The 23,335-nt window shown below is 38.4% G+C and carries 23 protein-coding genes; 11 read left to right on the top strand and 12 right to left on the bottom strand.

Translation table 11 applies throughout. The features are described from left to right. The first annotated feature begins 2 nt into the window (after nt 1–2). From B9T35_RS04390 to dnaJ, 3 genes are all read left to right on the top strand, one after another. Nucleotides 3–3,137 carry an efflux RND transporter permease subunit gene (locus B9T35_RS04390; RefSeq protein ID WP_086189930.1) on the top strand — a complete coding sequence of 1,045 codons (3,135 nt, stop codon included), beginning with the start codon at nt 3–5 and terminating at the stop codon, nt 3,135–3,137. Between the two features lie 135 nt (nt 3,138–3,272). After that, a complete protein-coding gene (locus B9T35_RS04385) occupies nt 3,273–3,650 on the top strand; it encodes a hypothetical protein (RefSeq protein WP_086189903.1) in 378 nt (125 codons plus the stop codon). Nucleotides 3,651–3,742: 92 nt separating this feature from the next. Further along, the gene (dnaJ, locus tag B9T35_RS04380) at nt 3,743–4,852 is read left to right on the top strand and encodes a molecular chaperone DnaJ (RefSeq protein ID WP_086189902.1); all 1,110 of its coding nucleotides are present in this window, start codon (nt 3,743–3,745) and stop codon (nt 4,850–4,852) included. Between the two features lie 122 nt (nt 4,853–4,974). On the opposite strand, the gene B9T35_RS04375 is transcribed toward dnaJ, so the two are convergent. Next, on the bottom strand, nt 4,975–5,172 hold the full coding sequence (locus tag B9T35_RS04375) for a hypothetical protein (RefSeq protein WP_086189901.1): 198 nt from the start codon (nt 5,170–5,172) through the stop codon (nt 4,975–4,977). Nucleotides 5,173–5,468: 296 nt separating this feature from the next. Between B9T35_RS04375 and dapB the strand changes: the two genes are divergently transcribed. Both dapB and B9T35_RS04365 read left to right on the top strand, forming a co-directional pair. Further along, nucleotides 5,469–6,284: a 4-hydroxy-tetrahydrodipicolinate reductase gene (gene dapB / locus B9T35_RS04370; RefSeq protein WP_086189900.1), complete on the top strand. Its 816-nt coding sequence runs from the start codon at nt 5,469–5,471 to the stop codon at nt 6,282–6,284. Nucleotides 6,285–6,339: 55 nt separating this feature from the next. Further along, entirely contained in the window at nt 6,340–6,990 is a 651-nt protein-coding gene (locus B9T35_RS04365; protein WP_086189929.1) for an START domain-containing protein, read from the top strand. A 94-nt stretch (nt 6,991–7,084) separates the two neighbouring features. On the opposite strand, the gene B9T35_RS04360 is transcribed toward B9T35_RS04365, so the two are convergent. Both B9T35_RS04360 and dkgB read right to left on the bottom strand, forming a co-directional pair. Next, nucleotides 7,085–8,254, bottom strand: a complete 1,170-nt coding sequence (locus tag B9T35_RS04360) for an MFS transporter (RefSeq protein WP_086189899.1) — start codon at nt 8,252–8,254, stop codon at nt 7,085–7,087. A gap of 7 nt (nt 8,255–8,261) precedes the next feature. Continuing rightward, nucleotides 8,262–9,065: a 2,5-didehydrogluconate reductase DkgB gene (gene dkgB, locus B9T35_RS04355; protein ID WP_086189898.1), complete on the bottom strand. Its 804-nt coding sequence runs from the start codon at nt 9,063–9,065 to the stop codon at nt 8,262–8,264. Between the two features lie 122 nt (nt 9,066–9,187). On the opposite strand from dkgB, the gene B9T35_RS04350 reads away from it, so the two are divergent. Continuing rightward, on the top strand, nt 9,188–10,078 hold the full coding sequence (locus B9T35_RS04350; protein ID WP_086189897.1) for a LysR family transcriptional regulator: 891 nt from the start codon (nt 9,188–9,190) through the stop codon (nt 10,076–10,078). Here the strand turns inward: B9T35_RS04350 and B9T35_RS04345 are convergent. Continuing rightward, nucleotides 10,038–10,445, bottom strand: coding sequence for a hypothetical protein (locus B9T35_RS04345; RefSeq protein ID WP_086189896.1), 408 nt, complete (start codon nt 10,443–10,445; stop codon nt 10,038–10,040). The two genes, B9T35_RS04350 and B9T35_RS04345, sit on opposite strands and share 41 nt — an antisense overlap. A gap of 99 nt (nt 10,446–10,544) precedes the next feature. Here B9T35_RS04345 and B9T35_RS04340 point away from each other — a divergent pair, with 99 nt between their 5' ends. Further along, the gene (locus B9T35_RS04340) at nt 10,545–11,978 is read left to right on the top strand and encodes a PLP-dependent aminotransferase family protein (RefSeq protein WP_086189895.1); all 1,434 of its coding nucleotides are present in this window, start codon (nt 10,545–10,547) and stop codon (nt 11,976–11,978) included. Nucleotides 11,979–12,242: 264 nt separating this feature from the next. Here the strand turns inward: B9T35_RS04340 and ahr are convergent, their stop codons facing one another. The 8 genes from ahr to B9T35_RS04300 form a co-directional block, all read right to left on the bottom strand. Continuing rightward, nucleotides 12,243–13,265 (bottom strand): NADPH-dependent aldehyde reductase Ahr, encoded by a 1,023-nt coding sequence (gene ahr / locus B9T35_RS04335; protein ID WP_086189894.1) that lies wholly within the window; start codon nt 13,263–13,265, stop codon nt 12,243–12,245. Between the two features lie 118 nt (nt 13,266–13,383). Then, complete coding sequence (locus B9T35_RS04330) at nt 13,384–13,938, bottom strand: DNA-3-methyladenine glycosylase I (RefSeq protein ID WP_086189893.1); 555 nt, start codon at nt 13,936–13,938, stop codon at nt 13,384–13,386. A gap of 32 nt (nt 13,939–13,970) precedes the next feature. Next, nucleotides 13,971–14,216, bottom strand: a complete 246-nt coding sequence (locus B9T35_RS04325; RefSeq protein WP_086189892.1) for a hypothetical protein — start codon at nt 14,214–14,216, stop codon at nt 13,971–13,973. 27 nt (nt 14,217–14,243) lie between these two features. Beyond that, the gene (locus B9T35_RS04320; protein WP_416202417.1) at nt 14,244–14,774 is read right to left on the bottom strand and encodes a M23 family metallopeptidase; all 531 of its coding nucleotides are present in this window, start codon (nt 14,772–14,774) and stop codon (nt 14,244–14,246) included. Nucleotides 14,775–14,849: 75 nt separating this feature from the next. Continuing rightward, on the bottom strand, nt 14,850–15,884 hold the full coding sequence (gene mutY / locus B9T35_RS04315; protein WP_086189890.1) for an A/G-specific adenine glycosylase: 1,035 nt from the start codon (nt 15,882–15,884) through the stop codon (nt 14,850–14,852). A 244-nt stretch (nt 15,885–16,128) separates the two neighbouring features. Next, nucleotides 16,129–16,494 (bottom strand): HIT family protein, encoded by a 366-nt coding sequence (locus B9T35_RS04310; RefSeq protein WP_086189889.1) that lies wholly within the window; start codon nt 16,492–16,494, stop codon nt 16,129–16,131. Nucleotides 16,495–16,554: 60 nt separating this feature from the next. Further along, complete coding sequence (locus B9T35_RS04305) at nt 16,555–17,289, bottom strand: dienelactone hydrolase family protein (protein ID WP_086189888.1); 735 nt, start codon at nt 17,287–17,289, stop codon at nt 16,555–16,557. A gap of 185 nt (nt 17,290–17,474) precedes the next feature. Then, nucleotides 17,475–17,633 (bottom strand): DUF1328 domain-containing protein, encoded by a 159-nt coding sequence (locus B9T35_RS04300; RefSeq protein ID WP_086189887.1) that lies wholly within the window; start codon nt 17,631–17,633, stop codon nt 17,475–17,477. A gap of 186 nt (nt 17,634–17,819) precedes the next feature. Here B9T35_RS04300 and B9T35_RS04295 point away from each other — a divergent pair, with 186 nt between their 5' ends. The 4 genes from B9T35_RS04295 (at nt 17,820) to B9T35_RS04280 (ending at nt 23,274) form a co-directional block, all read left to right on the top strand. Then, nucleotides 17,820–18,272 carry a YcgN family cysteine cluster protein gene (locus B9T35_RS04295; protein WP_086189886.1) on the top strand — a complete coding sequence of 151 codons (453 nt, stop codon included), beginning with the start codon at nt 17,820–17,822 and terminating at the stop codon, nt 18,270–18,272. An 87-nt stretch (nt 18,273–18,359) separates the two neighbouring features. Continuing rightward, the gene (locus B9T35_RS04290; RefSeq protein ID WP_086189885.1) at nt 18,360–19,277 is read left to right on the top strand and encodes an alpha/beta hydrolase; all 918 of its coding nucleotides are present in this window, start codon (nt 18,360–18,362) and stop codon (nt 19,275–19,277) included. Nucleotides 19,278–19,454: 177 nt separating this feature from the next. After that, nucleotides 19,455–20,726: a replication-associated recombination protein A gene (locus B9T35_RS04285; protein WP_086189884.1), complete on the top strand. Its 1,272-nt coding sequence runs from the start codon at nt 19,455–19,457 to the stop codon at nt 20,724–20,726. A 160-nt stretch (nt 20,727–20,886) separates the two neighbouring features. Beyond that, complete coding sequence (locus B9T35_RS04280; RefSeq protein ID WP_086189883.1) at nt 20,887–23,274, top strand: glycerophosphodiester phosphodiesterase family protein; 2,388 nt, start codon at nt 20,887–20,889, stop codon at nt 23,272–23,274. Nucleotides 23,275–23,335 lie beyond the last annotated feature (61 nt).

Here is a 23,335-nt window from a genome sequence, read left to right as displayed (position 1 = left end):
TCATGAAATTTAACCTGTCAGAATGGGCGCTGAATAATAAGGGACTGGTCCTTTATTTCATGATTCTACTGAGTATCGTCGGTATCTATTCGTATTCCAAACTTTCACAAAGTGAAGACCCACCGTTTACATTTAAAGTGATGGTCATTCAAACCTATTGGCCGGGTGCAACCGCACAGGAAGTGTCTTTACAGGTAACCGATCGGATTGAAAAGGAGTTGATGAGCACAGGGCTATATGATCGAATCACAGCTTATTCACGTCCGGGTGAATCGATGGTCACTTTCATTGCCAAAGATTCACTGACCTCTGCACAAGTTCCAGATGTCTGGTATCAAGTACGTAAAAAAGTAGGGGATATCAAACAGCAATTACCAAGTGGCGTTCAAGGTCCATTTTTTAATGATGAATTTGGGAATACGTTCGGAAATATTTATGTTTTAACAGGCAATGATTTTGACTATGCCACTTTAAAAGAATATGCAGATCGCACACAACTACAATTACAACGTGTGAAAGATGTGGGCAAAGTTGATTTAATTGGCTTACAAGATCAAAAAATTTGGATTGAACTTTCAAATACCAAAGCAGCGCAATTGGGCATTCCCGTAACTGCAATTCAACAAGCGCTTCAGCAACAAAATAGTATGGCAACTGCAGGCTTTTTTGAAACAGGTACAGACCGCATACAAGTACGAGTCAGTGGTCAGCTTAAAAATGTTGATGACTTGAAAAAAATGCCGTTATTGGTGGGTGATAAAACAATTCAGTTGGGGGATGTGGCTGAGGTCTATCGTGGCTTTAGTGAACCTGCGCAACCACGTATGCGTTTTATGGGGGAAAATGGTATTGGTATTGCTGTTTCTATGCGTAAAGGTGGTGACATTATTGCCTTGGGTAAAAACTTAGAAACAGAATTTAATCAATTACAGAAAAACTTACCTTTAGGCATGCAACTGAAAAAAGTCTCGGATCAGCCTGTTGCTGTACAGCGCAGTATTCACGAGTTTATTAAAGTCTTGGCTGAAGCCGTTATTATTGTGTTATTGGTTAGCTTTTTTTCATTGGGTTTCCGTACAGGTTTGGTGGTTGCATTCTCGATTCCATTGGTTCTTGCAATGACTTTTGCAGGGATGAACTTATTTGATGTTGGATTGCATAAAATTTCATTGGGTGCGCTAATCCTAGCACTGGGTTTGTTGGTAGATGATGCGATTATTGCTGTTGAAATGATGGCGATTAAAATGGAGCAGGGCTATAGCCGAGTGAAAGCAGCAGGCTTTGCATGGACCAGTACAGCATTTCCGATGCTGACAGGAACATTGATTACTGCAGCAGGTTTTTTACCTATTGCAACTGCCGCATCAAGTACGGGTGAATATACACGGTCTATTTTCCAAGTTGTGACCATTGCCTTAATCGTATCTTGGATTGCAGCCGTATTATTTGTCCCTTATTTAGGCGATAAATTATTACCTGATTTTAGTCAAACCACACAGAAAGCGCCGTGGTATCAACGCTTATTGGCACGATTACGCAAACAGCCTGAACCGCAACCTGTGGTCCATCATACGGGCGAACATTATGATCCGTATCAGACCAAGTTTTATCAAAGCTTTAGACGTGTAGTGAACTGGTGTGTGAGTTATCGTAAAACGGTCATTGCTGTCACTGTCGCAATCTTTGTACTGTCAGTGATGATGTTTAAACTTGTACCTCAACAGTTTTTTCCACCTTCAAACCGAACTGAAATTTTAGTCGATCTTAAATTAGAAGAAGGCGCATCGTTAACAGCCACAGAACAAGCGGTCAAAAAAGTTGAAAAGTTCTTATCGACTCAAAAAGGAATTGATAACTATGTGGCTTATGTTGGAACAGGTTCACCACGTTTCTATTTGCCTTTAGATCAGCAATTACCTCAAGCCAGTTTTGCCCAATTTGTTGTGTTGGCTTCATCATTGGATGATCGTGATGAAATTCGTAAAAGCCTAGATACGCAAATTCGTCAATTATTACCGCAAGTACGAACGCGTGTCACATTGCTTGAAAATGGCCCTCCTGTCGGTTATCCAATTCAATACCGCGTATCTGGTGAAGATTTGAATATCATCCGTCAAGTGGCTCAAAAAGTCGCTAAAGTGTTGGGTGAAAATCCGAATACCACCAATGTACATTTGGATTGGGGTGAGCCAAGCAAAATTATTTCTTTAGAGATTGATCAAGATCGTGCACGACAATTGGGTATTTCCAGTAGCGATTTAGCGAATTTCTTAAATAGCTCTATTAGCGGAGCAGTAATTAATCAATATCGTGAAAAACGTGAGTTGATTGATATTCGTATTCGAGGTGATCAGACGGAGCGTGCAGAAGTTGAAGCGCTTTCAAATTTGTCTGTTCCAACAAGCAAGGGAATAACCGTTCCTCTGTCACAAATTGCGACGATTCAATATAAGTTTGAAGATGGTCTAATTTGGCATCGTAATCGCTTACCGACCATTACTGTACGTAGCGATATTCGAACGCATTTACAGCCTGCCACTGTTGTTGCTGAAATGACTGAAAAGATGGATCAACTTCGCGCTGAATTGCCAAGTGGTTATCTGATTGAAGTGGGTGGAACTGTTGAGGAATCTGCGCGAGGTCAATCTTCTGTAAATGCAGGTATGCCTTTATTCTTGGCTGTAGTGTTTACTTTATTGATGATTCAGCTCAAGAGTATTTCTCGATCCTTCATTGTATTTTTAACAGCACCATTGGGTTTAATTGGAGTGGTGTTATTCCTGCTCTTGTTTAATAAACCTTTTGGTTTTGTAGCGATGCTCGGAACAATTGCACTCTCTGGAATGATCATGCGTAATTCACTGATTCTGATTGATCAAATAGAGCAAGATATTCAAGCAGGACATAATCAATGGGATGCAATTTTAGATGCAACAGTGCGCCGTTTTAGACCTATTATCCTGACGGCATTGGCTGCGGTACTGGCAATGATTCCACTTTCAAGAAGTATTTTCTTCGGGCCAATGGCTGTTGCGATCATGGGTGGATTGATTATTGCGACCATGTTGACCCTATTTTTTCTACCTGCACTATATGCAACATGGTTTAAGGTTGAAAAACAAGCAAATAATACTTAGTTTTTTGTGAATATTAGGTGCGAAATATTGAAAAATTCAATATAGTAGCACTTAATCTTTAACACAAAATAACATTGAAATTTTCATTGCATATAAATAAATTAGCATGCAATGAATTGAGGTACAAAAACACCCATGGGGCAAGATAATTCAGAACAGCACCGTCGTTATGTCACGGTCTCATATGTTTTCATGTTTCTTGCATTGTTCACCATTGTGAGTGCTGTCATATCGTATTGGTTAGCTCGAAAAGTGGTACAGGTCGACAATGCAGAAGTATGGCTTCATGCACAAGCATTATGGGTTATGCGTAGCGTAGTCTTATTTATGCTATTGGCTGCTTTTGCTTCCCTATGGTTTATTCCTTTGATTTTTTTCTATTGGGATAGTTTTATTTGGGTCAAAGCATGTACTGTGATTGGTGTTGTATTCAGTGCGATTGCATGGCTGTATTTATTGAATGCGTGGCTGCAAGGCTTTAGCAAATATCTAAAAAAGAAAGCCGTTTTCTAATTTTTTTCATCTTTTTGCTTGTAAAACGAAGTAGTGACCCCCACCTTACTTCGCAGTGAAGTAATATCAAATTTCGTGGAGCATCGCCAGACATGGCTAAACGTGATTATTATGAGGTTTTAGGCATTTCTAAAACCGCTAGTGATGATGAAATTAAAAAAGCCTACCGTAAGTTGGCGATGAAACATCATCCAGATCGTAACCCTGACAATCCTGAAGCTGAAGAAAAGTTTAAAGAAGCTGCTGAAGCTTATGAAATTTTGTCAGACAGTGAAAAACGCAGTATGTATGACCGTATGGGACATAATGCATTTGAAGGTGGCGGAGGCGGTGGCTTCGGAGGCGGATTTAGCGCTGAAGACATTTTTAGCCAGTTCGGTGACATTTTCGGTGGCGCATTCGGTGGTGGCGGTCGTGGACAACAGCGTTCGCGCCGTGGTTCAGATTTACGCTACGTCATGGAATTAACGCTTGAAGAAGCGGTCAAAGGCGTTAAAAAAACCGTAACCTTTACTGCACCTGCACCGTGCGATGTATGTGATGGCAAAGGTTCTAAAAACCCAAATGATGTAGAAACGTGCAGAACCTGTCATGGTGCAGGTCAAGTGCGTATGCAACAGGGCTTTTTCTCTGTACAGCAAACCTGTAGTACATGTCGTGGACAAGGTAAAATCATTAAGAACCCTTGTAATACATGCCATGGTTCAGGGGTAAAAGATCGTCAACAAACCCTTGAAGTGACCATTCCTGCAGGTGTGGACAATGGTGATCGCGTACGTTTGACAGGTAAAGGCGAAGCAATTCGTGACGGTCAAGCAGGTGATTTATACGTTGAAGTGGTTGTTCGTGAACATGAAATTTTCCAACGTGATGGCGCCGATTTATATATGGACGTACCTGTAAGTATTGCTGATGCAGCTTTGGGTAAAGAAATAGAAATTCCGACACTTGAAGGTCGTGTGAGTCTGAAAATTCCTGAGGGAACTCAGACAGGTAAAATGTTCCGCTTACGTGGTAAAGGGGTTAAACCTGTACGTACCAGTATGCAAGGTGATTTACTGTGTCGCGTGGTGATTGAAACACCTGTGAATTTAACAGCACGTCAACGTGAACTGTTAAAAGAACTTCAAGAAACAATGGATGGTGATGATAATAAATCATCACCTAAGAAAAAATCGTTTTTTGATCGATTGTTTGATTAATTTGAAATATAAAATTTAAGTCAAATTAAACAGATCAATCAAAAGAGGTATATGCATGCATATACCTCTTTTTTTATGGGCGATTTATCTTTCATTAAAGCGGCTTATTTTTGTATTTAGTTCTACTCAAAAACAGGTTGATCAATATCTTCCACTCTAACCGTTGCTTGTGGTTCAGCGCTTGGATTCTCTGCTACGACGACTTGTTTTTCTTGTATCGTGACAGTATTGGATGTCTCTCCTGTTGTTGTCGATCCAGCCCATACACTGGTCGTGAGTGTTACTATGAGTAGTGTAAATACCATTTTATTCGAATGCATCATGATCTCCTTATAATCCCGTTTTTATCATTCGTGCGCTGTAGTGTGCGATGCTAACTTTTCACTTTGATGAAAAGTCAGTAGATCACCCAGTCATTTTTAGATTTTTTTAACTTTTAATCACATGGTTGATTCATATCGATATTTATAAGAAAAGAATAGATCTATCTTTATCGTCACTTTGCTCATCTTTTATAGTTTGAGATTTTCTGGAAATTTTGTTGTTGAAACTTAGCCAATCTACAGAGTTTTGTTATAGTAGATGCAATTTAAAAATCCATCTTCAGGAAGATCTAATGTCAACAATTCCACGCATTTGTGTACTAGGTGCAGGCGGTCGTATGGGACGTACTTTAATCCAAGCGGTTCAAGAAGCAGGTTATCAATTGGCTGCGGCAGTAGAGCGCCCAGAAAGCTCATTGGTGGGTGCAGATGCAGGTGAGCTTGCAGGTATTGGTACATTGGGCGTTAAGATTGTGGGTAATCTACAAGATGTTTTAAAAGACTGTGATGTTGTGATTGATTTTACAGCACCTGTTGCGACTGAACAGCATCTTCAATTATGCCGTGCAGCTGGTGTTGCCATGGTGATTGGTACAACAGGCATGTCTGATGCTCAAAAAGCGACTTTAAATGAAAGTGCAAACATTGCACCTGTTGTGTACGCAGCCAATTATTCTGTAGGTGTCAATGTTTCGATCAAGCTTTTAGAACTAGCTGCAAAAGTTTTTGCAGACACCGTTGATATTGAAATTATTGAAGCACATCACCGTCATAAAGTAGATGCACCATCAGGTACAGCATTGATGATGGGTGAAGCGATTGCAGATACTTTGGGTCGTGATTTAAAGAAAGTCGCTGTATATGGTCGTGAAGGTCATACTGGTCCACGTGAACGTGAAACCATTGGTTTTGAAACCATTCGTGGTGGTGACATTGTTGGTGAACATACTGTTATGTTTATTGGCGAAGGTGAGCGTGTAGAAGTGACACATAAAGCAACCAGTCGTATGAACTTTGCCACAGGTGCTGTACGTGCAGCCGCTTGGGTTGTAGGCAAAGAGGCAAAAAAATACGATATGAAAGATGTTTTAGGCTTAAATGACATTTAAGCTGAAATCTGAATCCGTTAAAATTAAAAATCTACATGATGTATTGAATAATAAAATGAATAAAACAGTGATGTTTATTGCGTGTGTGGTGAGTGCTTTTAGCCTCACTGCACAAGCGGCTTTACCAAGTAATGCTAAATTAAGTATAGATAAAAGTAATATTAAAGTTTGGACGTATCAGGATGCGAATAATCCTGTCATGTCGTATAAAGCAGAAACAACTTTAGATGTACCAATTGAACGTGCTGTGGCTTTGGTTTTGGATATTGGTAATACACCTAAATGGGTGCCCAATGTGGCAAAAGCTGAACTCTTATCTCGGGATGATAAAAAAGGTGAATTCACCATTTATATGGTTTTAGATTTTCCTTTTCCATTGAAAGATCGTGATATGGTTGTTCGTGGAAAAATGTTAAAAGATGCCAATGGTAATATTACCATTAAAAATAAAGCCATTTCCCAAGGTAAGCCTGTAAATTCAAGCTATGTGCGTTTGACAAACTATGAAGGGGATTGGATTTTCCAAAAACTTTCAGCGAATAAAGTCAAAGTAACCACCACAGGCTTTGCAGATCCTGAAGGTTCAATTCCACAAAGTGTGACCAATATGTTGGTTCAGCAACAACCGTATCAGATGTTACAAAAAATGAAGATTGAACTGGGCAAAAACAATAAATTGCCTGCATTGCCTGATTTTTTAAAATAGTTTAAATCATCCTCTCTCTAGCCCTCTCTTTAAAAAGGAGAGGGGGCATCCATTATGAGCAAATACTGATTAAAAGCTGGCTTATGAAAAAGGCCTATTCATTTGCAGTCAGGGTGGCTTGCTTACTTAATTTCATTTGAATCATGACTAAAACAAGCCCTAAAGCGGTAAGTAAAGCCCCTGTGATAGACACGGCTGAATAGCTCATTCCCATGTTCAGCACTGCTCCACCTGCAGCAGCACCTAAGGCATTCCCCAAATTAAAAGCACCGATATTGACAGAAGAAGCCAGCCCAGGCGCATCATGTGCAACCGACATGACACGCATTTGTAAAGGTGGTACAACAGCAAAAGCAGCAGCTCCCCAAATGATTAACGCAATTGCAGCACCCAAAGTCGTTTTGGCTAAAAGAGGGAATAACAGCATCATCACCATCAATAAACCTAAGAAGCCAATCAAGGTTTTGGTCAATGATAAATCGGCAAATTTTCCACCGAAATGATTACCAATGGAAAAGCCTATTCCAATAAGAACCAGCATCATCGTAATAACAGCAGGCGTTGCATGAGTAATGCTTTGCAGACTTGGTGCAATATAGGTATAGAGAGTAAACATCGCGCCTGCACTCATCACCGTAGTGAGTAAAGCCAACACCACAGGTAAACGAGTGAGTACTTTAAGTTCAGCCTTTACATCAGGGCGTTGCCCTAATTCGCCCTCAGGCAGTGCTTTCCAAAGTGCAAGCATGGTGGTGATGCCCAATAGCGCAATTAGAGCAAAAGACATGCGCCAACCAATATTTTGCCCAATCCATGTGGCTAAAGGAACACCCCCAATATTAGCAATGGTTAATCCCATAAACATCATGGCGACCGCGCTGGCTTGTTTGTCCTTGGGCACGACACTGGTGGCGACAATGGAACCAATCCCGAAAAATGCACCGTGATTTAAACTGGTAATGATTCGAGCACCCATTAATCCCCAATAATTGGGTGCAAGTGCAGCTAAAATATTACCAATGGTAAAGATACTCATCAAAATAATCAGTGCCTTTCGACGAGGGAAATGCCCAAACCATAAGGTAATGATAGGTGCGCCGATCATGACACCCAGTGCATAAGCGGTAATCAGCATGCCTGCTGTGGGAATAGAGATATCTAAATTTTCAGCAATCTGCGGTAAAAAACCCATCGGTGAAAATTCAGTGGTTCCAATCGCAAATGCACCAATCGCAAGAGCGAAGAGGGGGAAATTAACTTTCATGCGTATTTTAATCCCAAATTGGTGCTAATCCTTCAGGATCAACTTCTCGACTTTGACGTTCTAAAGAGGAAATCATTTGCATTTCCTCAGGACTAAGTTGAATATTTTGCGCTTCTAAATTAGCGATTAAATTTTCACGCTTAGTTGATGATGGAATAACTGCAAAATCTTGATTGAGTGCCCAAGCAAGCGCAATTTGTGCTGTAGTTGCATGATGATTCTGCGCAATTTCAGTTAAAACAGGGTCATTCAGTACTTTACCATAGGCCAAAGTCATGTATGAGGTGACATCAATATTTTGTTGTTGGAGAAAATTGACCAGTTTTTGATTTTGTAAATAAGGACTGAGTTCAATTTGATTGGTCGCAATATTTTCTACACCAACAGCATCAATGGCTTGTTGTGTAAAATCAATATTAAAATTTGAAATACCAATATGCTCAGTTAAACCTTGTTGTTTGGCTTCAAGCAGATTTTGCATCATCTCTTCTATCGAAATTCCAAGTGATGGCGCAGGCCAATGAATTAAAGTGAGATTCACTGCATCTGTACGCAATTTTTGCAAACTTTCTTTTAAACTTGCAATCAAATGATCTTTTTTAAGATGATCAATCCAAATTTTTGTCGTAATAAATAATTCATCACGATGTACATGACTTTCAGTAATCGCTTGCCCAACTTCAGCTTCATTGCCGTAAATCTGTGCTGTATCTACAGCCCGATAACCGACATCTAATGCATTTTTAACAGAATCAATCACCACTTGACCTTCTAAGCGAAAAGTCCCTACACCAAATTTTGGAACGATCATACGGTACTCTTTTAACTATTTTGAAATTGGTGCTATTTTGCAGATTTAATCGTTGCAGAAAAATAGATGAATCTGCAAAATATTGTTGACTAAAAATCAATAAATTTGGATGGTCAATCAAGATGAAATCGACATTAGAAGAATTACAGGCATTCATTAGTATTGTAGACAGCGGTTCTATTGTAGAAGCATCCAAACATTTACAACAAACAACATCAGGTTTAAGTCGAGCTTTACAAAGACTAGAAACAAAGTTGAATGTCACTTTGCTTGAACGCACCACACGAAAACTAAAGCTGACCCAAGAAGGGCAACTTTTTTTAGAAAAAGCTCGCAAAATTTTACATGATTTAAATGAAGCAGAAGATGCCTTATTGAAATCGGACAGTGATACTTCAGGTTTAATCCGTGTTGATTCAGCCACACCGTTTGTATTGCATGTGATTGTGCCTGTGTTGCAAGAGTTCTCCGCGCTTTATCCGAATATTGAAATTGAGTTGAATAGTAATGATCAAATTATTGATCTACTAGAACATAAAACGGATGTGGCGATTCGCTTTGGTCAACTGAATGATTCAAGTTTACATGCAAAACTACTGTGTAAAAGTCGCTTATATATTGTTGCAAGCCCTGAATACCTTGAAAAAAATGGTTATCCAAAGACCCCGAAAGATCTTTTAAATCATGTACAAATTGGTTTTAGCAAAACTAACTATTTGAATACTTGGCCGATTAAAGTAGATGATTTAAATTTTACCTGTAAGCCGAGAATTAAGGCATCCAATGGGGAAACGGTACGTCATTTAGCATTGCAAGGGCTTGGTATTACGTGTTTATCTGCCTTTTTAATTCATCGTGATCTACAGGAAAAGCATTTGATTGCATTATTTGAAGATCACATTGAATTGCACGAGCAAAGTATTCATGCCGTGTATTATCAACAAGAGCACTTACCTAAACGTGTCCGTTTATTTATTGAGTTTTTAGCGCAAAGGCTGTCAAAGTATCGATAGTTTTTTGCGGTGGTAAATCTAAACTCAATAACACTTGTTGCTGATTTTGCCCTTGATCAATTAAACGAACCTCATAGTGTTGTGCAGAATTTTGCGCACATTGAAAGCTCAAATCATGTTGGCGTGGTAGATTGACTTTCATCGTACTATCACTGCTTGCTTTATAGCGATAATCACGATGTACAGCTTGCGTATGGAGTGTTGGGCGTAAGCTATACAGTTCGTATTGTCCTAAATGTTGAGTTTTTAAAAAGCCTTCAATCAGAGATGTACAAATAAAATGTTGCTGTTGGGCAAGTTGATTGACTGGTTGCGGTTGGCAAGCTGCTAATCCAAAAACCAAGGTCACTAAAATCATTATTTTCATCTGTCTCTCCTTTTTCGTGTATCGGGCTGTACAAGGAGAATAAATCTGTTAGTTTTATAGGTACAGATACAATAATATCTAAAAAATGGATACAGAAAGATGGCGTTTCAATATCAGACTTTGGCACATCAATTAACGCAGAAAATTTACAATGGTGAATTGGCTGTGGGGCAGCGTCTAAGTTCACTCAGACAATTTGCAGAACAGCAAAAAGTTAGTCTGAATACGGCAAAAAATTGTTATGAGCTTTTAGAAGCTCAAGGTCTGATTTATGTCAAAAATAAGATGGGTTATTACGTCAAGCCTCAACAAGATCAGCAAGTACAATTACCAACGCACCATGACTTTAAATCTAAAGCACGAGAAGTATCGAATTTAGAATTACAAATTGAGATTCAAGAAGCTTCAATTAATAATAAGTTAATTCATTTAGGTTCAATTCAGCTTTCTCCAAATCTCGTTCCTGCCGAAGCTTTACGCCGTTCAATTCAGCGAGCGTTAAAACACAGTAAACCTGAAGATTTTTTATATAGTGATCGGCAAGGCCATCAACATTTACGTGAAGCGCTGTCTCATCATTGGGCGGAAGATGGTTTTTATATTGCCAAAGAGGATATTTATATCAGCAATGGCTGTATGCCTGCTTTATCGGTGATGGTTCAAAGCCTAACGCAAATCGGCGACAGCATTATTGTTCCGACACCTAACTTTAATGGACAGTTGCAATTACTGGCGGTGCTGAAACGTAAAATTGTAGAAATTCCTGCAAATACAGACGGTTTTGATTTGGAACGGCTTGAGCAAGCCATGCAAAACTCAGGTGCAAAAGTGTGTTTACTCACTGCAAATTATCAAAATCCGTTGGGATTTTGTTTAAGTAATGCTGAGAAAGAAAAAGTTGCACAGCTGGCAGCAAAGTACCAATGTTATGTGATTGAAGATGATATTTATGCTGAATGCACTTATAGCTTAAATAGACCTTTACCGATTAAATATTGGGATCAGCAGGGCTATATTATCTATTGTGGCTCTATATCAAAATCATTATCGACGTCTTATCGAGTGGGATGGTTTTGTATCCCACAGCGTTTACATTTTCTTCGTGCGCAATTGATGACTCAGAATGTTGCTGTCAATACACCTTTACAATTGGGCTTGGCAGATTTGATTTATAGCAGAGCATATCGTGAGCATTTAAATATATTACGACCGATTTTAATGGCGCAAGTGGAGCAGTATCGGCAGTTTATTATTCAAGCTTTTCACAGTGTAGAACTTCGTTTGAATCAACCACAGGGTGGTTATGCATTGTGGCTACAGTTGCCTGAGCAAATTGATGGTTTAGAGATGTATCGTTATGCACAAAGACAGGGAATTAATATTGTTCCCGGTGAAGTGTTCGGTGAAGATAATCGATATAAAAATTGCATTCGTCTAAATGCTGGACATGAACTTTCAGATGAAATTCGGGATGCGATTGAGTTATTGGCAGATTGGGTGAGAGGGGAGTTGGTCACAGAGAATGTGGCTTAAATCTATTTAGATTACTATTTTAAAATGCAGCTTTTAGATTTTTAAGAGTTACTTATATTTTAGGATATTGGTACAAGCTCATATAAATAATGAAATTTAATAAGCTTTGCGAAGGTGAAATTTTACTTTTGATTGGGCAAAATTAAAAAGAACCCTTTGTTGGAATGAGGATACTTTCATGTATCTCATTCCAACGGGTGACATCGATGTCACCAACCACATGATTTCATATTGGAACAAAGCAATTGATTGAATAGCTTGGCTCTAAAAATCTGCTTTTAACACAATGCGATAACGTGCTTTACCTGAATGTAAGCGTTCTAAAGCATCATTGATTTTAGACATTGGGTACAGTTCAATTTGTGGTGCAATATTTTTACGTGCTGCAAATTGTAAAAGTTGACGTAACGCAAAAGGTGAACCTGTTGGAGAACCTGTCACAGATTTTGCACCACTGATGAGTGCTCCTGCTGGAATAGGCATAGGGTCAATCACCATACCAAGCATGTGAATAGCACCATTTGGAGCAAGCGTATTTAAATATGCCTTCCAATCCAAGGTCACATTTACAGTACACAGAAGCAAATCAAATTTACCACGTTGTGCTTTCAAGGCAGATGCATCACGGCTATTCACCACATGATCAGCACCCATCGTTTTTAACTCATCTGTCTTGTCTAAGCTTGAGGTAAATGCCGTAATTTCACATCCCCATGCTTTAAGAAGCTTAATTGCCATGTGACCCAAACCACCAATACCGATAACACCGACATGATGCACTGCTTGAATTTGATGTTTTAAAATTGGATCAAAAACAGTAATACCACCGCAGAGTAAAGGACCTGCACTTTCAGGATCTAAATCTTCAGGAAGTGGAATAATCCATTGCCATCCTGCACGGACTTTATCTGCAAAACCACCTGCATGACCGACAATTGTCGCTTTCTTTTCACCCGTACAAAGTACTTGCTGACCGCTGACACATGGGTCACAGTATTGGCAACTTTCAGCTGTCCAGCCAATGCCGACACGTTGACCGACTTTTAGCCCTTTGGCTTCAGAACCTAATTCAGTAATCGTACCAATAATTTCATGACCACCAATGACAGGGAAAACTGAGTTTCCCCATTCATTATTAATCACTGAAACATCAGAATGGCATAAGCCACAATACTCAACTTTTACTTCAACTTGGTGTGCTTGTAACTCGCCTGCATCAAATGCATAAGGCTCAAGTTTTTCACCTGCTTGTAATGCAGCATAGGCATGAATTGTGTTGATCGTCATTTCTGAATCCTTTTAATTTCAGTTTCAATATGAATCAGTGTTGCTTAGACTTTTTGCATAACACTTTTTATCTTTTCTTTAAAAACATAAAGAGCGTGTGAATATTCATGCAAGCTATCTATTTGAAGGCACAATGATTTTCGTGGTCATTGATCATTCCAACTGCTTGCATGAACGCATAAATCGTTGTTGGGCCAACAAATTTAAAGCCATGCTTTTTTAAGCTTTTCGATATTTTCTGACTTAACTCAGTTTGTGCAGGTGCATCTTTATAATAAGGAACATCATTGATTTGGGCATGGTTATCTACGAAATCCCAAAACCATTTGACCATATCAACGCCATCATCCTTCATTTTTTGCCAAGCAATGGCATTATCACGAATGGCTTTTAACTTACCGATATGACGAATAATGCCTGCATCCTGTAATTTATACTCCAGATGGGTATCTGTCAGTTGTGCAATTTTGGTAATCGGAAATTTAAAGAAATGCTCTCGGTAGTTTTCTCTTTTTTTGAGTACGGTAATCCAAGACAACCCCGCTTGTTGTCCTTCTAAGCACAGCATTTCAAATAGATGCGCTTCATTATGATTGGGCACGCCCCATTCATGATCATGGTATTCAATATAAAGTGGATCATTTGAGCACCAACCACAGCGTTGCGTTGTCATTTAGATGCTCCTATGCATATTGAATGTGCGTTTTATATTTTAAATTCGAGCCATTGGTCTGTCTTATTATCCCAGAAGAATAACTCAGCTTGATTTAAGTCACTGAATTGAATCCAGATATCTTTACCTGTTTTATCTGCAAATCCTGTACTAATCAAGAGGGCATCGTCACTAATTTCCATAATCCAGCCCTGATGTGTTTGCCCATTCAGTACAATCTTTTGCTGATTGCCTGATTCTGCAAATTCAACTAAGCGATTGATTAAAGCTTCTGACATGAAAATTTCCTAAAACTATAAATTAAATTAACGTAAATACGGATAAGGATTGACTGCGCCACGTCCTTTCCCTGATAAATAAAGACCATAGTGCAGATGTGGAGCAGTATGACGTGCATTACCAGTATTGCCAACATAGCCAATGAGTGTACCTTTTTGAATATAGTCCCCCTCATTGAGACCACGTCGTTGATCACTCAGATGGGCATAATAATGCCATGCGCCACTCGGACCGAGTATCCAAATTACTTTACCACCTAAGTTATTGCTTTTTAAACTGGCAATAATCCCTTCGGTTGTACTATATACTTTTGTTCCACGTGGAGCCATGATATCAATACCTTCATGGCTACGACCTTGACTACGGGCTGCACCCCAAGTATCGGTTAAGTTTTTGGTTTTGACACCATCAACAGGAATTGAAAAGTGACTAGGGAGCGACATTGCTTTTAAATAGGCAACTTTATTTTGCGGTAGTGGCTGTGAAATGGTTTTTTTAGGAGTAGTGGTACAAGCCGTTATAAAAATAACGCAAAAACAAAGCAAGCTATAACGCATAAAAGCAGACACGAGACATCCTTATTCTTCAATTTTTGAGCATTTAAAAGTGGTAATCACTCGTGTTTGACTATGTCATACCTGTACAGCAGAGATCAATTTTTTCATGGCAGTTGGAAGCCCCATTTGTGTAGCTTTTTGTGGCGAGAGCCATTCACCGCCTAATTCAGCTTGTAGATACTCTTGTTGATCAGACTCAACTTGGACAATATGTGCTGTTAAAATCCAAGTGAAATGCGTAAAACTATGCGAAATTTGCACAGGTTCTGTTGTAGAAACCAATTTTAAGCTTTGGCAAATTTGCTGATATTTTGCATCATATTCAAAAATGGGTAAGCACCATAAGCCACCCCATAAGCCTGAATTCGGTCGTTGTTGCCATAACCAATCTTCACCCGATTTTAACAATAAAACTTTGGCTGATTTTACGGGCACAGGTTTTTTTGGTTTTTTATATGGGAGTTCAGTTTCAATGCCTTGTTGATGGGCTTTGCAATGTTGTTGCATAGGGCAATATAAGCACAATGGTTTTTTGGGTGTGCAAACCGTTGCACCTAAATCCATGATGGCTTGGGTATAGTCATGATTGCGTTCAACAGGGCAAAGTTGTGTTGCTATTTGCCACATGGCACGTTCATGAATAGGTTTAGACAAATCATCTTCAATGGCCAAGAAACGCGACAATACGCGTTTAACATTACCATCCATAATCACACCATATTCACGTAAACCGAGTGACATCAGCGCACCACCTGTAGAGGGTCCAATGCCAGGTAATGCGACCCATTCTTCTAAGCTTGTCGGAAATGATCCATGATGGTGTACTAAGCCTGCTGCTTTATGTAAATTGCGTGCACGGGCGTAATAACCTAAGCCCGCCCAATAAGGCGCAACGTCATCCCAAGAGGCTTGTCCTAGGTCATCGACAGTGGGGAAGCGTTCGACAAATCGAGTAAAGTATTGCAGTACAGTTTTCACTTGAGTTTGTTGCAACATGATTTCCGATACCCAGACTTTGTATGGGTCATCTACAATTTGCCAAGGCAAATCATGACGACCATGTTCATCGAACCAAGAAAGAAGAGCATCTGAAAAGGTAAATTGCGACATGCCAACTCAATGTTTTAAAGAGGAGGCTAGTATAGCGAAAGTGGAGAGAGTCTCGTGAAAATATTAGAGAACTGCATAACTAGAACCTCTCTTAATTTTTAGAGTTTGATTAGAAATGAAAAAAATTATATAGAAAGTCGATTCAAAATAGTCTTCTAAAAACAAGGCTTGAACCAATAAAAAAGATGCCGAAGCACCTTTAAAAATCAGAAAAATTATTTTTTCTCACATAACTTAAAAATGATTAATCGCTGATGACACCCCAGCGTTTATCTAATTTCAGCGCTTCATTTTTATAGCGTGGAATAATGTGGATATGGAAATGTTCAGCATTTTCGTCACCAAAGACATGTCCATCATTAAAGGCAATATGAAAACCTTCTGGCTGATGGCGAATCTTCAACTCATTACGAGCGAGCTCTAATAATGAAGACAGGCTTTTGCGTTCTTTCTCTGAGATTTCAAAAAAGGAGTCAACATGACGCAATGGTATAATCACAGTATGACCTTTTGATAATGGATTTGGTTCAGGCAAAATTGCGCCAAATTCATTTTTATCAATAATGTCATATTCGTCAAAGTCGCAATAAGGACACTTGTTCTCAGTCATTTTATTATCCTCTTATTAAATCAATACTTTTCAATTACATTGTTTGCTGAACATTTTATTTTATTCACCAAGTTGTTGCTTTAATAAAGCATACATTGCACTAAGTCCAGCTTTTTCAGCCTCTGGGTTATAACCTAAATCAACATCATTGGCTTTGGCACGTTCATCTGCCAGTGGGTTACTAAAGCCATGTTTGGCATCTTTTAAAATAATGACTTCATTTTTAACATCAGCATTTGCCATTTCTTGTTTAAAAGTTTCAACATCAGCTAAAGAAACCATCGTGTCTTTTTCGCCATGCAAAACTAAAATTTCAGCTTGAACCTTGCCTTTTTCAGCAGCAACTTGATGGCTTAAATTGGCATGGAAAGTGACGACTGCTTTGAGTGCTGCGCCTGAGCGAGCCAAATCTAAAATTACTTTACCGCCGTAGCAAAAACCAATTGCTGCAAGTCGCGTTGCATCGACTTCAGGTTGAGTAGCCAAAGTTGCTAAAGCTGCTGCTGAGCGGTCAACAATCGCTTCTTCTTGGAAGGTTTGCATCATCCATTCATAGGCTTGCTTAGCATCAGTGGTGACTTTCTTGTCACCATACATATCAATGGCAAATGCGGCGTAACCATGTTCAGCCAATTCTCGCGCACGTTGTTCGGTATATTCCGTTCGTCCCCACCATTCTGGTGCAACAATAACCCCAGCAACAGGTGTTGTCGTTGGTGCAGCAAAATAACCCACAAGTGTTGTGCCATCAGTCGCTGTGTACTGGATTTCTCGGGTCTGAATGCTGTTGGTCATTGGTTAAATCCTTGTATACAATGGGGAATAGGCCGATTAAATCATAAAAAAGTGATTTTAAAGTGACTTTGTTGCGAATATTAACAATAGAAGTGTGAGGAAATATTTTTACAAATTTGGCATAAAAAAAGAAGGAGTTAATCCTTCTTTCTTCAAAGACTTAATAGTTAAGGTTGAACTGAGCGCTATACTCGACCACGAGTAATAAATCCTATAATTGCAAGGATCACCGCAACAACCAATAAAATCACAGCAAAGTCTTTCGACATGCCTGCTACACCACCAAATCCTAATAAACTCGCGATTAAGGCAATGACAGCAAAAATGATAGCCCAACGGAACATAATTATTCTCCATGTTTTTTTATACGTGTAAATGAAGTATAGGGTTGATTAAAAAATCAACTATAGGTTTTATGTTTAAAAATACTGCAGAGTATTAATTTAAGTAAGTAATTTGTAATTTAGATTGTGAAAAAGAGTTATTCTAAAATGCTATAATTAGACCATATTGAGCAGATTTTAGACTTTATGAGCAGTGAATTACGTCCACAATTTTGGAAAACCTATCCACTTGATCAGTTGAACCAAGCGGAGTGGGAAGCTTTGTGTGACGGCTGTGGATTATGTTGCCTAGTAAAATTAGAAGATGATGAAACTCAAGAAGTTGCTTATACCAAAGTGGCGTGTAAACTTTTAGATTGTAAAACAGCACGTTGCTCAGACTATCCGAATCGTTTAGTACATGTGACAGACTGCATACAATTGACGCCTGAAAAATTACAAAGTATTCACTGGTTGCCACCGAGCTGTGCTTATCGTCGTTTAAATGAAGGAAAAAACCTACCTTCATGGCATTATTTAAATACGGGAACACGTGACAGTATCATCAAAGCAAGAAAATCAGCAGCTGGGCGTTGTGTTTCTGAAACAGAAGTACATGAAGATGACCTTGAAGACTATATCGTACGTTGGGTACGTTAAAAATTTTTAACGATTTGAAGAATATAAAATTTACTTGATAATAATTATCATTTAATATTTCTATACTCCATCTTCAGCCTCATTATTATGTTGAAATTTAATTCCTTTTCTAAAGCGTCATCTTTCATCTTTTTAAGTGTTGCGCTTACTTTTTCTTTCAGTCACAGTGCAATCGCCAAGCCCAATTTACAACCCTTAGGTGAAAATATTGCCGATATTGGCTCAAAATATTATCAATTTCAAATTAAAGAATTCAAATCTACAGATCAACAGCGAAATTATAAAGTTTGGTTAGGCATTCCAAAACAGATTAATCGACAACAGGCTCAGCCTTCTATTTTTATGCTCGATGGTAATTCTGTAATGTCGCGTTTAAATGAGCCACTGTTAAAAGAGATGACAGAGCAACAAGCACCTGTTTTAGTCGCAATTGGCTATCGAACCAATTTGCCCTTTGAGTCTAATTCACGTTCGCTCGATTACACCCCAGCAGACCAAACAGGCAAGCCAAGTATTGATCCAAGAAATGCTGAGCGGATGAGTGGTGGAAGTGAGGCTTTTCGTAAAGTTATTCTTGAACAAATTACACCATGGGTCAGTTCACAAGTTAAATTAGATGCGACTAGAAAAGCATTGTGGGGACATTCATATGGTGGATTATTTGTTCTCGATTCAATGTTAACAACTGATTCATTTAGCCATTATTTTTCTGCAAGCCCATCACTTACATGGGCAGATCAACGGATGTTGAAAAAAATTGCCAATACCGCAGTGACTTCCATTAAAACAAAACAGCTTTTGCTGATGGAAGGAGATATGAGTCTTCAACAAGCTGCAAAAGTCAGTCCAAATTTTGATTCAGCGATGATTCAAAACAATCGACAGGTGATTTCAGATTTGAATAAGCAGGGTGTTAAAGCCAAATTTTTGATTTATCCAAACTTAAGTCATGGTGAAGTTTTTGGTACATCTTTAATGGATGTTTTAAGTAATCGATTATTTTAAGTTTAAGGTGAGACATCTTACATAACCATTCATAAGCTCATTATTTTTCTTTCAAAGGAGAAATAAAAAGGCTTGATGAAAGAAGTCGAGTAAAGCTCAAAAATCATCAGCTAAAAAGGGTTGATTCAAACTATTCCATAGTAGACTATGGGTAGAAATTAATGATTTAAAAAGAATATGTCAGACACACACATCCCACTTCCTGAACGCCTTCGTCCTCGTGATTTGTCTGAAATTATCGGGCAGGATCATTTGCTGGGTGAACATGCACCTTTACGCCAAATGATTGATCAGGGTCATTTACCCTCGATTATTTTTTGGGGACCGCCTGGTGTAGGAAAAACCACGATTGCTTTATTGTTGGCTCAAGCAGTTGATCGCACATTTATCAGTCTTTCTGCATTGAATACGGGAGTGAAAGAACTCCGTGAAATCATTGCAGATAGTGGTGATTTACTGACACCTGTAGTGTTTATTGATGAAATTCACCGCTTTAATAAATCGCAGCAAGATGCATTACTTAACGCTGTTGAAAAAGGCAAAATAACTTTAGTCGGTGCGACGACTGAAAATCCATCCTTTGAAGTGAATGGCGCATTATTATCGCGCTGTCAGGTCTATACGTTAAATGCACTTAGTAATGAAGCCATCCAAGATTTAATTTTACGTGCCATTCGACAAGATCAATTTTTACAAGATCGTCATATTCAAATTGAAGAATATGATGCTTTGGTTCAGTTTGCAGCAGGTGATGCACGTAAAGCACTGAATTTGATTGATCTGGTTGCCAGTACTTTTGAAGCCGATGTTGAAAATATTGTAACCAATGCAATTGTGGTTAAAGTTGCGCAACAGAATATTGCACGTTATGACAAATCGGGTGAGCAACATTACGATCTTGTTTCTGCTTTTATTAAGTCGATTCGTGGTAGTGATCCTGATGCGACTTTGTATTGGATGGCGCGGATGCTCAAAGGTGGTGAAGATCCTGTTTTTATTGCACGCCGTATGTTGATTGCCGCTTCGGAAGATATTGGAAACTCCAACCCGAATGCATTATTACTGGCAGGTGAATGTTTCCGTTCAGTACAAGCGGTAGGTATGCCTGAGTGTCGAATTATTCTTGGGCAATGTGCTGTGTATCTTGCAACCAGTGCTAAAAGTAACAGTACTTATTTAGCCATTAATAAGGCTTTAGATTTAGCAGAAAAAACGGCAAATTTACCCGTGCCCTTACATTTGAGAAATGCACCAACGAAGTTGATGAAAGAACAGGGTTATGGGGTTGATTATCTTTATCCGCATAATTACCCAGAGCATTTTGTGATGCAGGAATATATGCCACCTGAGTTAAAAGGCACAAAGTTATATGAGTCTGCACGCAATAAGCGTGAGGTTGAAGGCGAGCGTTTGCAAGTGCGACGTTGGCAGCAAAACCAAGAGCAATAATCTAGAGTAAAAGTGAAAAATAAGAAGACTTGGCATCATCTAGTATTTTAAGTGGAAAGATATACAATCTGCTTAAAATTTATGATGTAAGCCAAGTTTAATTAAGCATACTTAGCTAGAACATCAATTTGCTTAATTTAGATCTTTAAAAGAAATGACTATGAAATTATTGAATTTAAGCATTGCTCTCATGGGTTTTATGTCTATTACGGCATATGCTGAAAGTATTGAATATAAAAAAATAACGCCTACGGTTAAAAGCCAAAATGTGAAAAGCAATGTACTAACAACCAAAGTACCTTTGCATCAAACAACACTATTAGAAGAAGATTTTGAGAAGCTAAAAATGCTTCCTTCAGGGTGGCGTATTCCTGGAAATAATGCAGGCAATATATCGCTTCAAGATGGCTTTTTACTCTTGGATGGACGGTCTAGTAGTATGACCCCGACGTCTATTTTATTGCCGAAAGACTTAGAAAAAGTACAAAATTATCGCATTGATGTAGATTTCACCTTAGACCAAGCACTCAATAATACGCGATGGGGTAGTATCATTTATGATGTTGTGGAAACTCAAGGTGTTATACCTATCCAATATTACCAATTTACAATACGAGCAGATGCTGCTGCAAAAAATGGTACGGAATTTGGTCGTAAGCAAAAAAATGGACAATGGAATGTACAAGCAATCGCACCATTTTCAGAGAATATTCACCCGCAAAAAATTTATAAAGCCACGATTATTGTGCATGCTAATCGTGTTCAACACTATTTAAATCAAGTTTTAGTTCAAGATGTTGAAGTACCTCAATCTTCCTTAAAAGGTGGAATAGGACTGTCGGTTGCAGGTGCTTTACTCAAAGTTAAAAAAATTAAAATATCTGAACAAAGTGATCAATTACCTGTAGTGAAAAGTAATTTTACTCAAGTACAAGAAATAGAAACTGGTGTGGCTTTAGCTCCGACTATCATTCAAAAAATAAATCATCCATCAGAATCTATGGTCACGAGAGCGAATCAGGTTTTTTATCATCTCGATCAAAAACTCAATTTGATTGACCGTTCAGGTACTGTTGTTACAACATTGTCGAAATATCTTGAAGAGAAACAACGTAAAACCATTCCAGTACTCAAAATTCAAGATCAGATGACGCTTGAAGCGTTAAAGCAATTGAGTCAGACACATGATATTTCGGATATCACTTTATTATCCAATCAAAGTGAATTATTAAATTTAGCCCATAATATTGTACCAATAGTGAGAACAGCTATAGATTTAAGCGCGATGACGCATTTAAGTAATAGCAGAAAAGACCTTTCATGGATTGTGCAACAAGCCAATCAGTCTTTGTCAAAAATTGTTGTTTTGCCAACTAAATTAGTAAATAAAGATAATGTCAGTTTTATTCAAAGGTTATTAATGACAGTTTGGGTCGATTCATCGACCACTCAAATTCAAGATGTAGCTTCACTTCTTACTTCAGGCGTAAATGGAGTTATGACGTCGAATAGCGAATTATTTATCCAAGTATTAAAACAATTTCCCAAAAATACTTTATTGCGAAAACCTTTGATTATTGGACATCGAGGTGTACCCAGTCTTGAAGATGAAAACACTTTAGAGAGTGCAAAACATGCTGTAAATTTAGGTGCTGATATTGTAGAAAATGATATTTACATCACCAAAGATAATCATCTCGTAGTGATGCATGATGATACGGTTGACCGTACAAGCAACGGTCATGGAAAAATTGAAGAGATGACACTTGCTCAAGTTCAGCAACTGAGAACAAAGAATAAAAATTATAAAATTCCAACATTAGCGGATTACTTTAAAGCATTTAAAAATACGAAAAACTTTGTATTAATGGTTGAAATGAAAAGTGCGAATCCTCAGTTGGTACCAGCCTTAAAAGAAGAAATTAAAAAATATGAGGTTGAAGATCAAGTAGTGACAACATCATTTAATCGAGATCAAATTCAGCGTGCAAAAGCTAATTTATCAGGGACTTCTCGAGGGATATTAGTTGGAGCAATGCCAAATTCGACGAATCCACTGAATAATGCACAACAAATTATGTGGGATGCACAAAAATATACTGCCACATACAATTCGGCATACCGTAATGACTTAATCAGTTTGATGGAAGCAACCAAGCATAGAGGAATTAGTTTTTGGCCCTGGAATTTAGATGATGTTGCATTTAAAAAATTGTATGTGGCTGGAACCGATGGCATTACTACCAATGCGACACAGTTTTATTCAAAATATATTGTCGATATTCAAGCACCGACAGATATTAAGGTAAAAGTTGGGCAAGCATTGAATGTGAATACTCAGTTAAGACAACAAGATGGAACTGAATTAAAACAACAGGCTCAGCAATTTATTATTTTGTCTGGCTCGCCAAAGCATGAGTTTAAAGAGGGTATTTTAGTCTTTACTGAAAAAGGTACAGCTTATGTTTTAGCGGGCTATAAATATCAAATTGATCAGCAGTATTCATATAATATTTTTTCTAAACCTTTGAAAGTACAAGTACAGTAAGCGATTTATACAAACTTGTACGAAGAATACCGAGAATGCTAAACATAAAAAACCGAGCTAT

Source organism: Acinetobacter sp. ANC 3832 (genome assembly GCF_002135415.1).
Lineage (GTDB): Bacteria > Pseudomonadota > Gammaproteobacteria > Pseudomonadales > Moraxellaceae > Acinetobacter.
The sequence above is the reverse complement of the archived record's forward strand: the minus strand, read 5'-3'. Positions and strand labels throughout refer to the sequence as shown.

Excerpts from the sequence above, each read along its gene's own strand:
- B9T35_RS04390 (WP_086189930.1), top strand. The coding sequence starts at position 3 with ATGAAATTTAACCTGTCAGAATGGGCGCTGAATAATAAGGGACTGGTC.
- B9T35_RS04385 (WP_086189903.1), top strand. The coding sequence starts at position 3,273 with ATGGGGCAAGATAATTCAGAACAGCACCGTCGTTATGTCACGGTCTCA.
- dnaJ (WP_086189902.1), top strand. The coding sequence starts at position 3,743 with ATGGCTAAACGTGATTATTATGAGGTTTTAGGCATTTCTAAAACCGCT.
- B9T35_RS04375 (WP_086189901.1), bottom strand. The coding sequence starts at position 5,172 with ATGCATTCGAATAAAATGGTATTTACACTACTCATAGTAACACTCACG.
- dapB (WP_086189900.1), top strand. The coding sequence starts at position 5,469 with ATGTCAACAATTCCACGCATTTGTGTACTAGGTGCAGGCGGTCGTATG.
- B9T35_RS04365 (WP_086189929.1), top strand. The coding sequence starts at position 6,340 with ATGAATAAAACAGTGATGTTTATTGCGTGTGTGGTGAGTGCTTTTAGC.
- B9T35_RS04360 (WP_086189899.1), bottom strand. The coding sequence starts at position 8,254 with ATGAAAGTTAATTTCCCCCTCTTCGCTCTTGCGATTGGTGCATTTGCG.
- dkgB (WP_086189898.1), bottom strand. The coding sequence starts at position 9,065 with ATGATCGTTCCAAAATTTGGTGTAGGGACTTTTCGCTTAGAAGGTCAA.
- B9T35_RS04350 (WP_086189897.1), top strand. The coding sequence starts at position 9,188 with ATGAAATCGACATTAGAAGAATTACAGGCATTCATTAGTATTGTAGAC.
- B9T35_RS04345 (WP_086189896.1), bottom strand. The coding sequence starts at position 10,445 with ATGAAAATAATGATTTTAGTGACCTTGGTTTTTGGATTAGCAGCTTGC.
- B9T35_RS04340 (WP_086189895.1), top strand. The coding sequence starts at position 10,545 with ATGGCGTTTCAATATCAGACTTTGGCACATCAATTAACGCAGAAAATT.
- ahr (WP_086189894.1), bottom strand. The coding sequence starts at position 13,265 with ATGACGATCAACACAATTCATGCCTATGCTGCATTACAAGCAGGTGAA.
- B9T35_RS04330 (WP_086189893.1), bottom strand. The coding sequence starts at position 13,938 with ATGACAACGCAACGCTGTGGTTGGTGCTCAAATGATCCACTTTATATT.
- B9T35_RS04325 (WP_086189892.1), bottom strand. The coding sequence starts at position 14,216 with ATGTCAGAAGCTTTAATCAATCGCTTAGTTGAATTTGCAGAATCAGGC.
- B9T35_RS04320 (WP_416202417.1), bottom strand. The coding sequence starts at position 14,774 with ATGCGTTATAGCTTGCTTTGTTTTTGCGTTATTTTTATAACGGCTTGT.
- mutY (WP_086189890.1), bottom strand. The coding sequence starts at position 15,884 with ATGTCGCAATTTACCTTTTCAGATGCTCTTCTTTCTTGGTTCGATGAA.
- B9T35_RS04310 (WP_086189889.1), bottom strand. The coding sequence starts at position 16,494 with ATGACTGAGAACAAGTGTCCTTATTGCGACTTTGACGAATATGACATT.
- B9T35_RS04305 (WP_086189888.1), bottom strand. The coding sequence starts at position 17,289 with ATGACCAACAGCATTCAGACCCGAGAAATCCAGTACACAGCGACTGAT.
- B9T35_RS04300 (WP_086189887.1), bottom strand. The coding sequence starts at position 17,633 with ATGTTCCGTTGGGCTATCATTTTTGCTGTCATTGCCTTAATCGCGAGT.
- B9T35_RS04295 (WP_086189886.1), top strand. The coding sequence starts at position 17,820 with ATGAGCAGTGAATTACGTCCACAATTTTGGAAAACCTATCCACTTGAT.
- B9T35_RS04290 (WP_086189885.1), top strand. The coding sequence starts at position 18,360 with ATGTTGAAATTTAATTCCTTTTCTAAAGCGTCATCTTTCATCTTTTTA.
- B9T35_RS04285 (WP_086189884.1), top strand. The coding sequence starts at position 19,455 with ATGTCAGACACACACATCCCACTTCCTGAACGCCTTCGTCCTCGTGAT.
- B9T35_RS04280 (WP_086189883.1), top strand. The coding sequence starts at position 20,887 with ATGAAATTATTGAATTTAAGCATTGCTCTCATGGGTTTTATGTCTATT.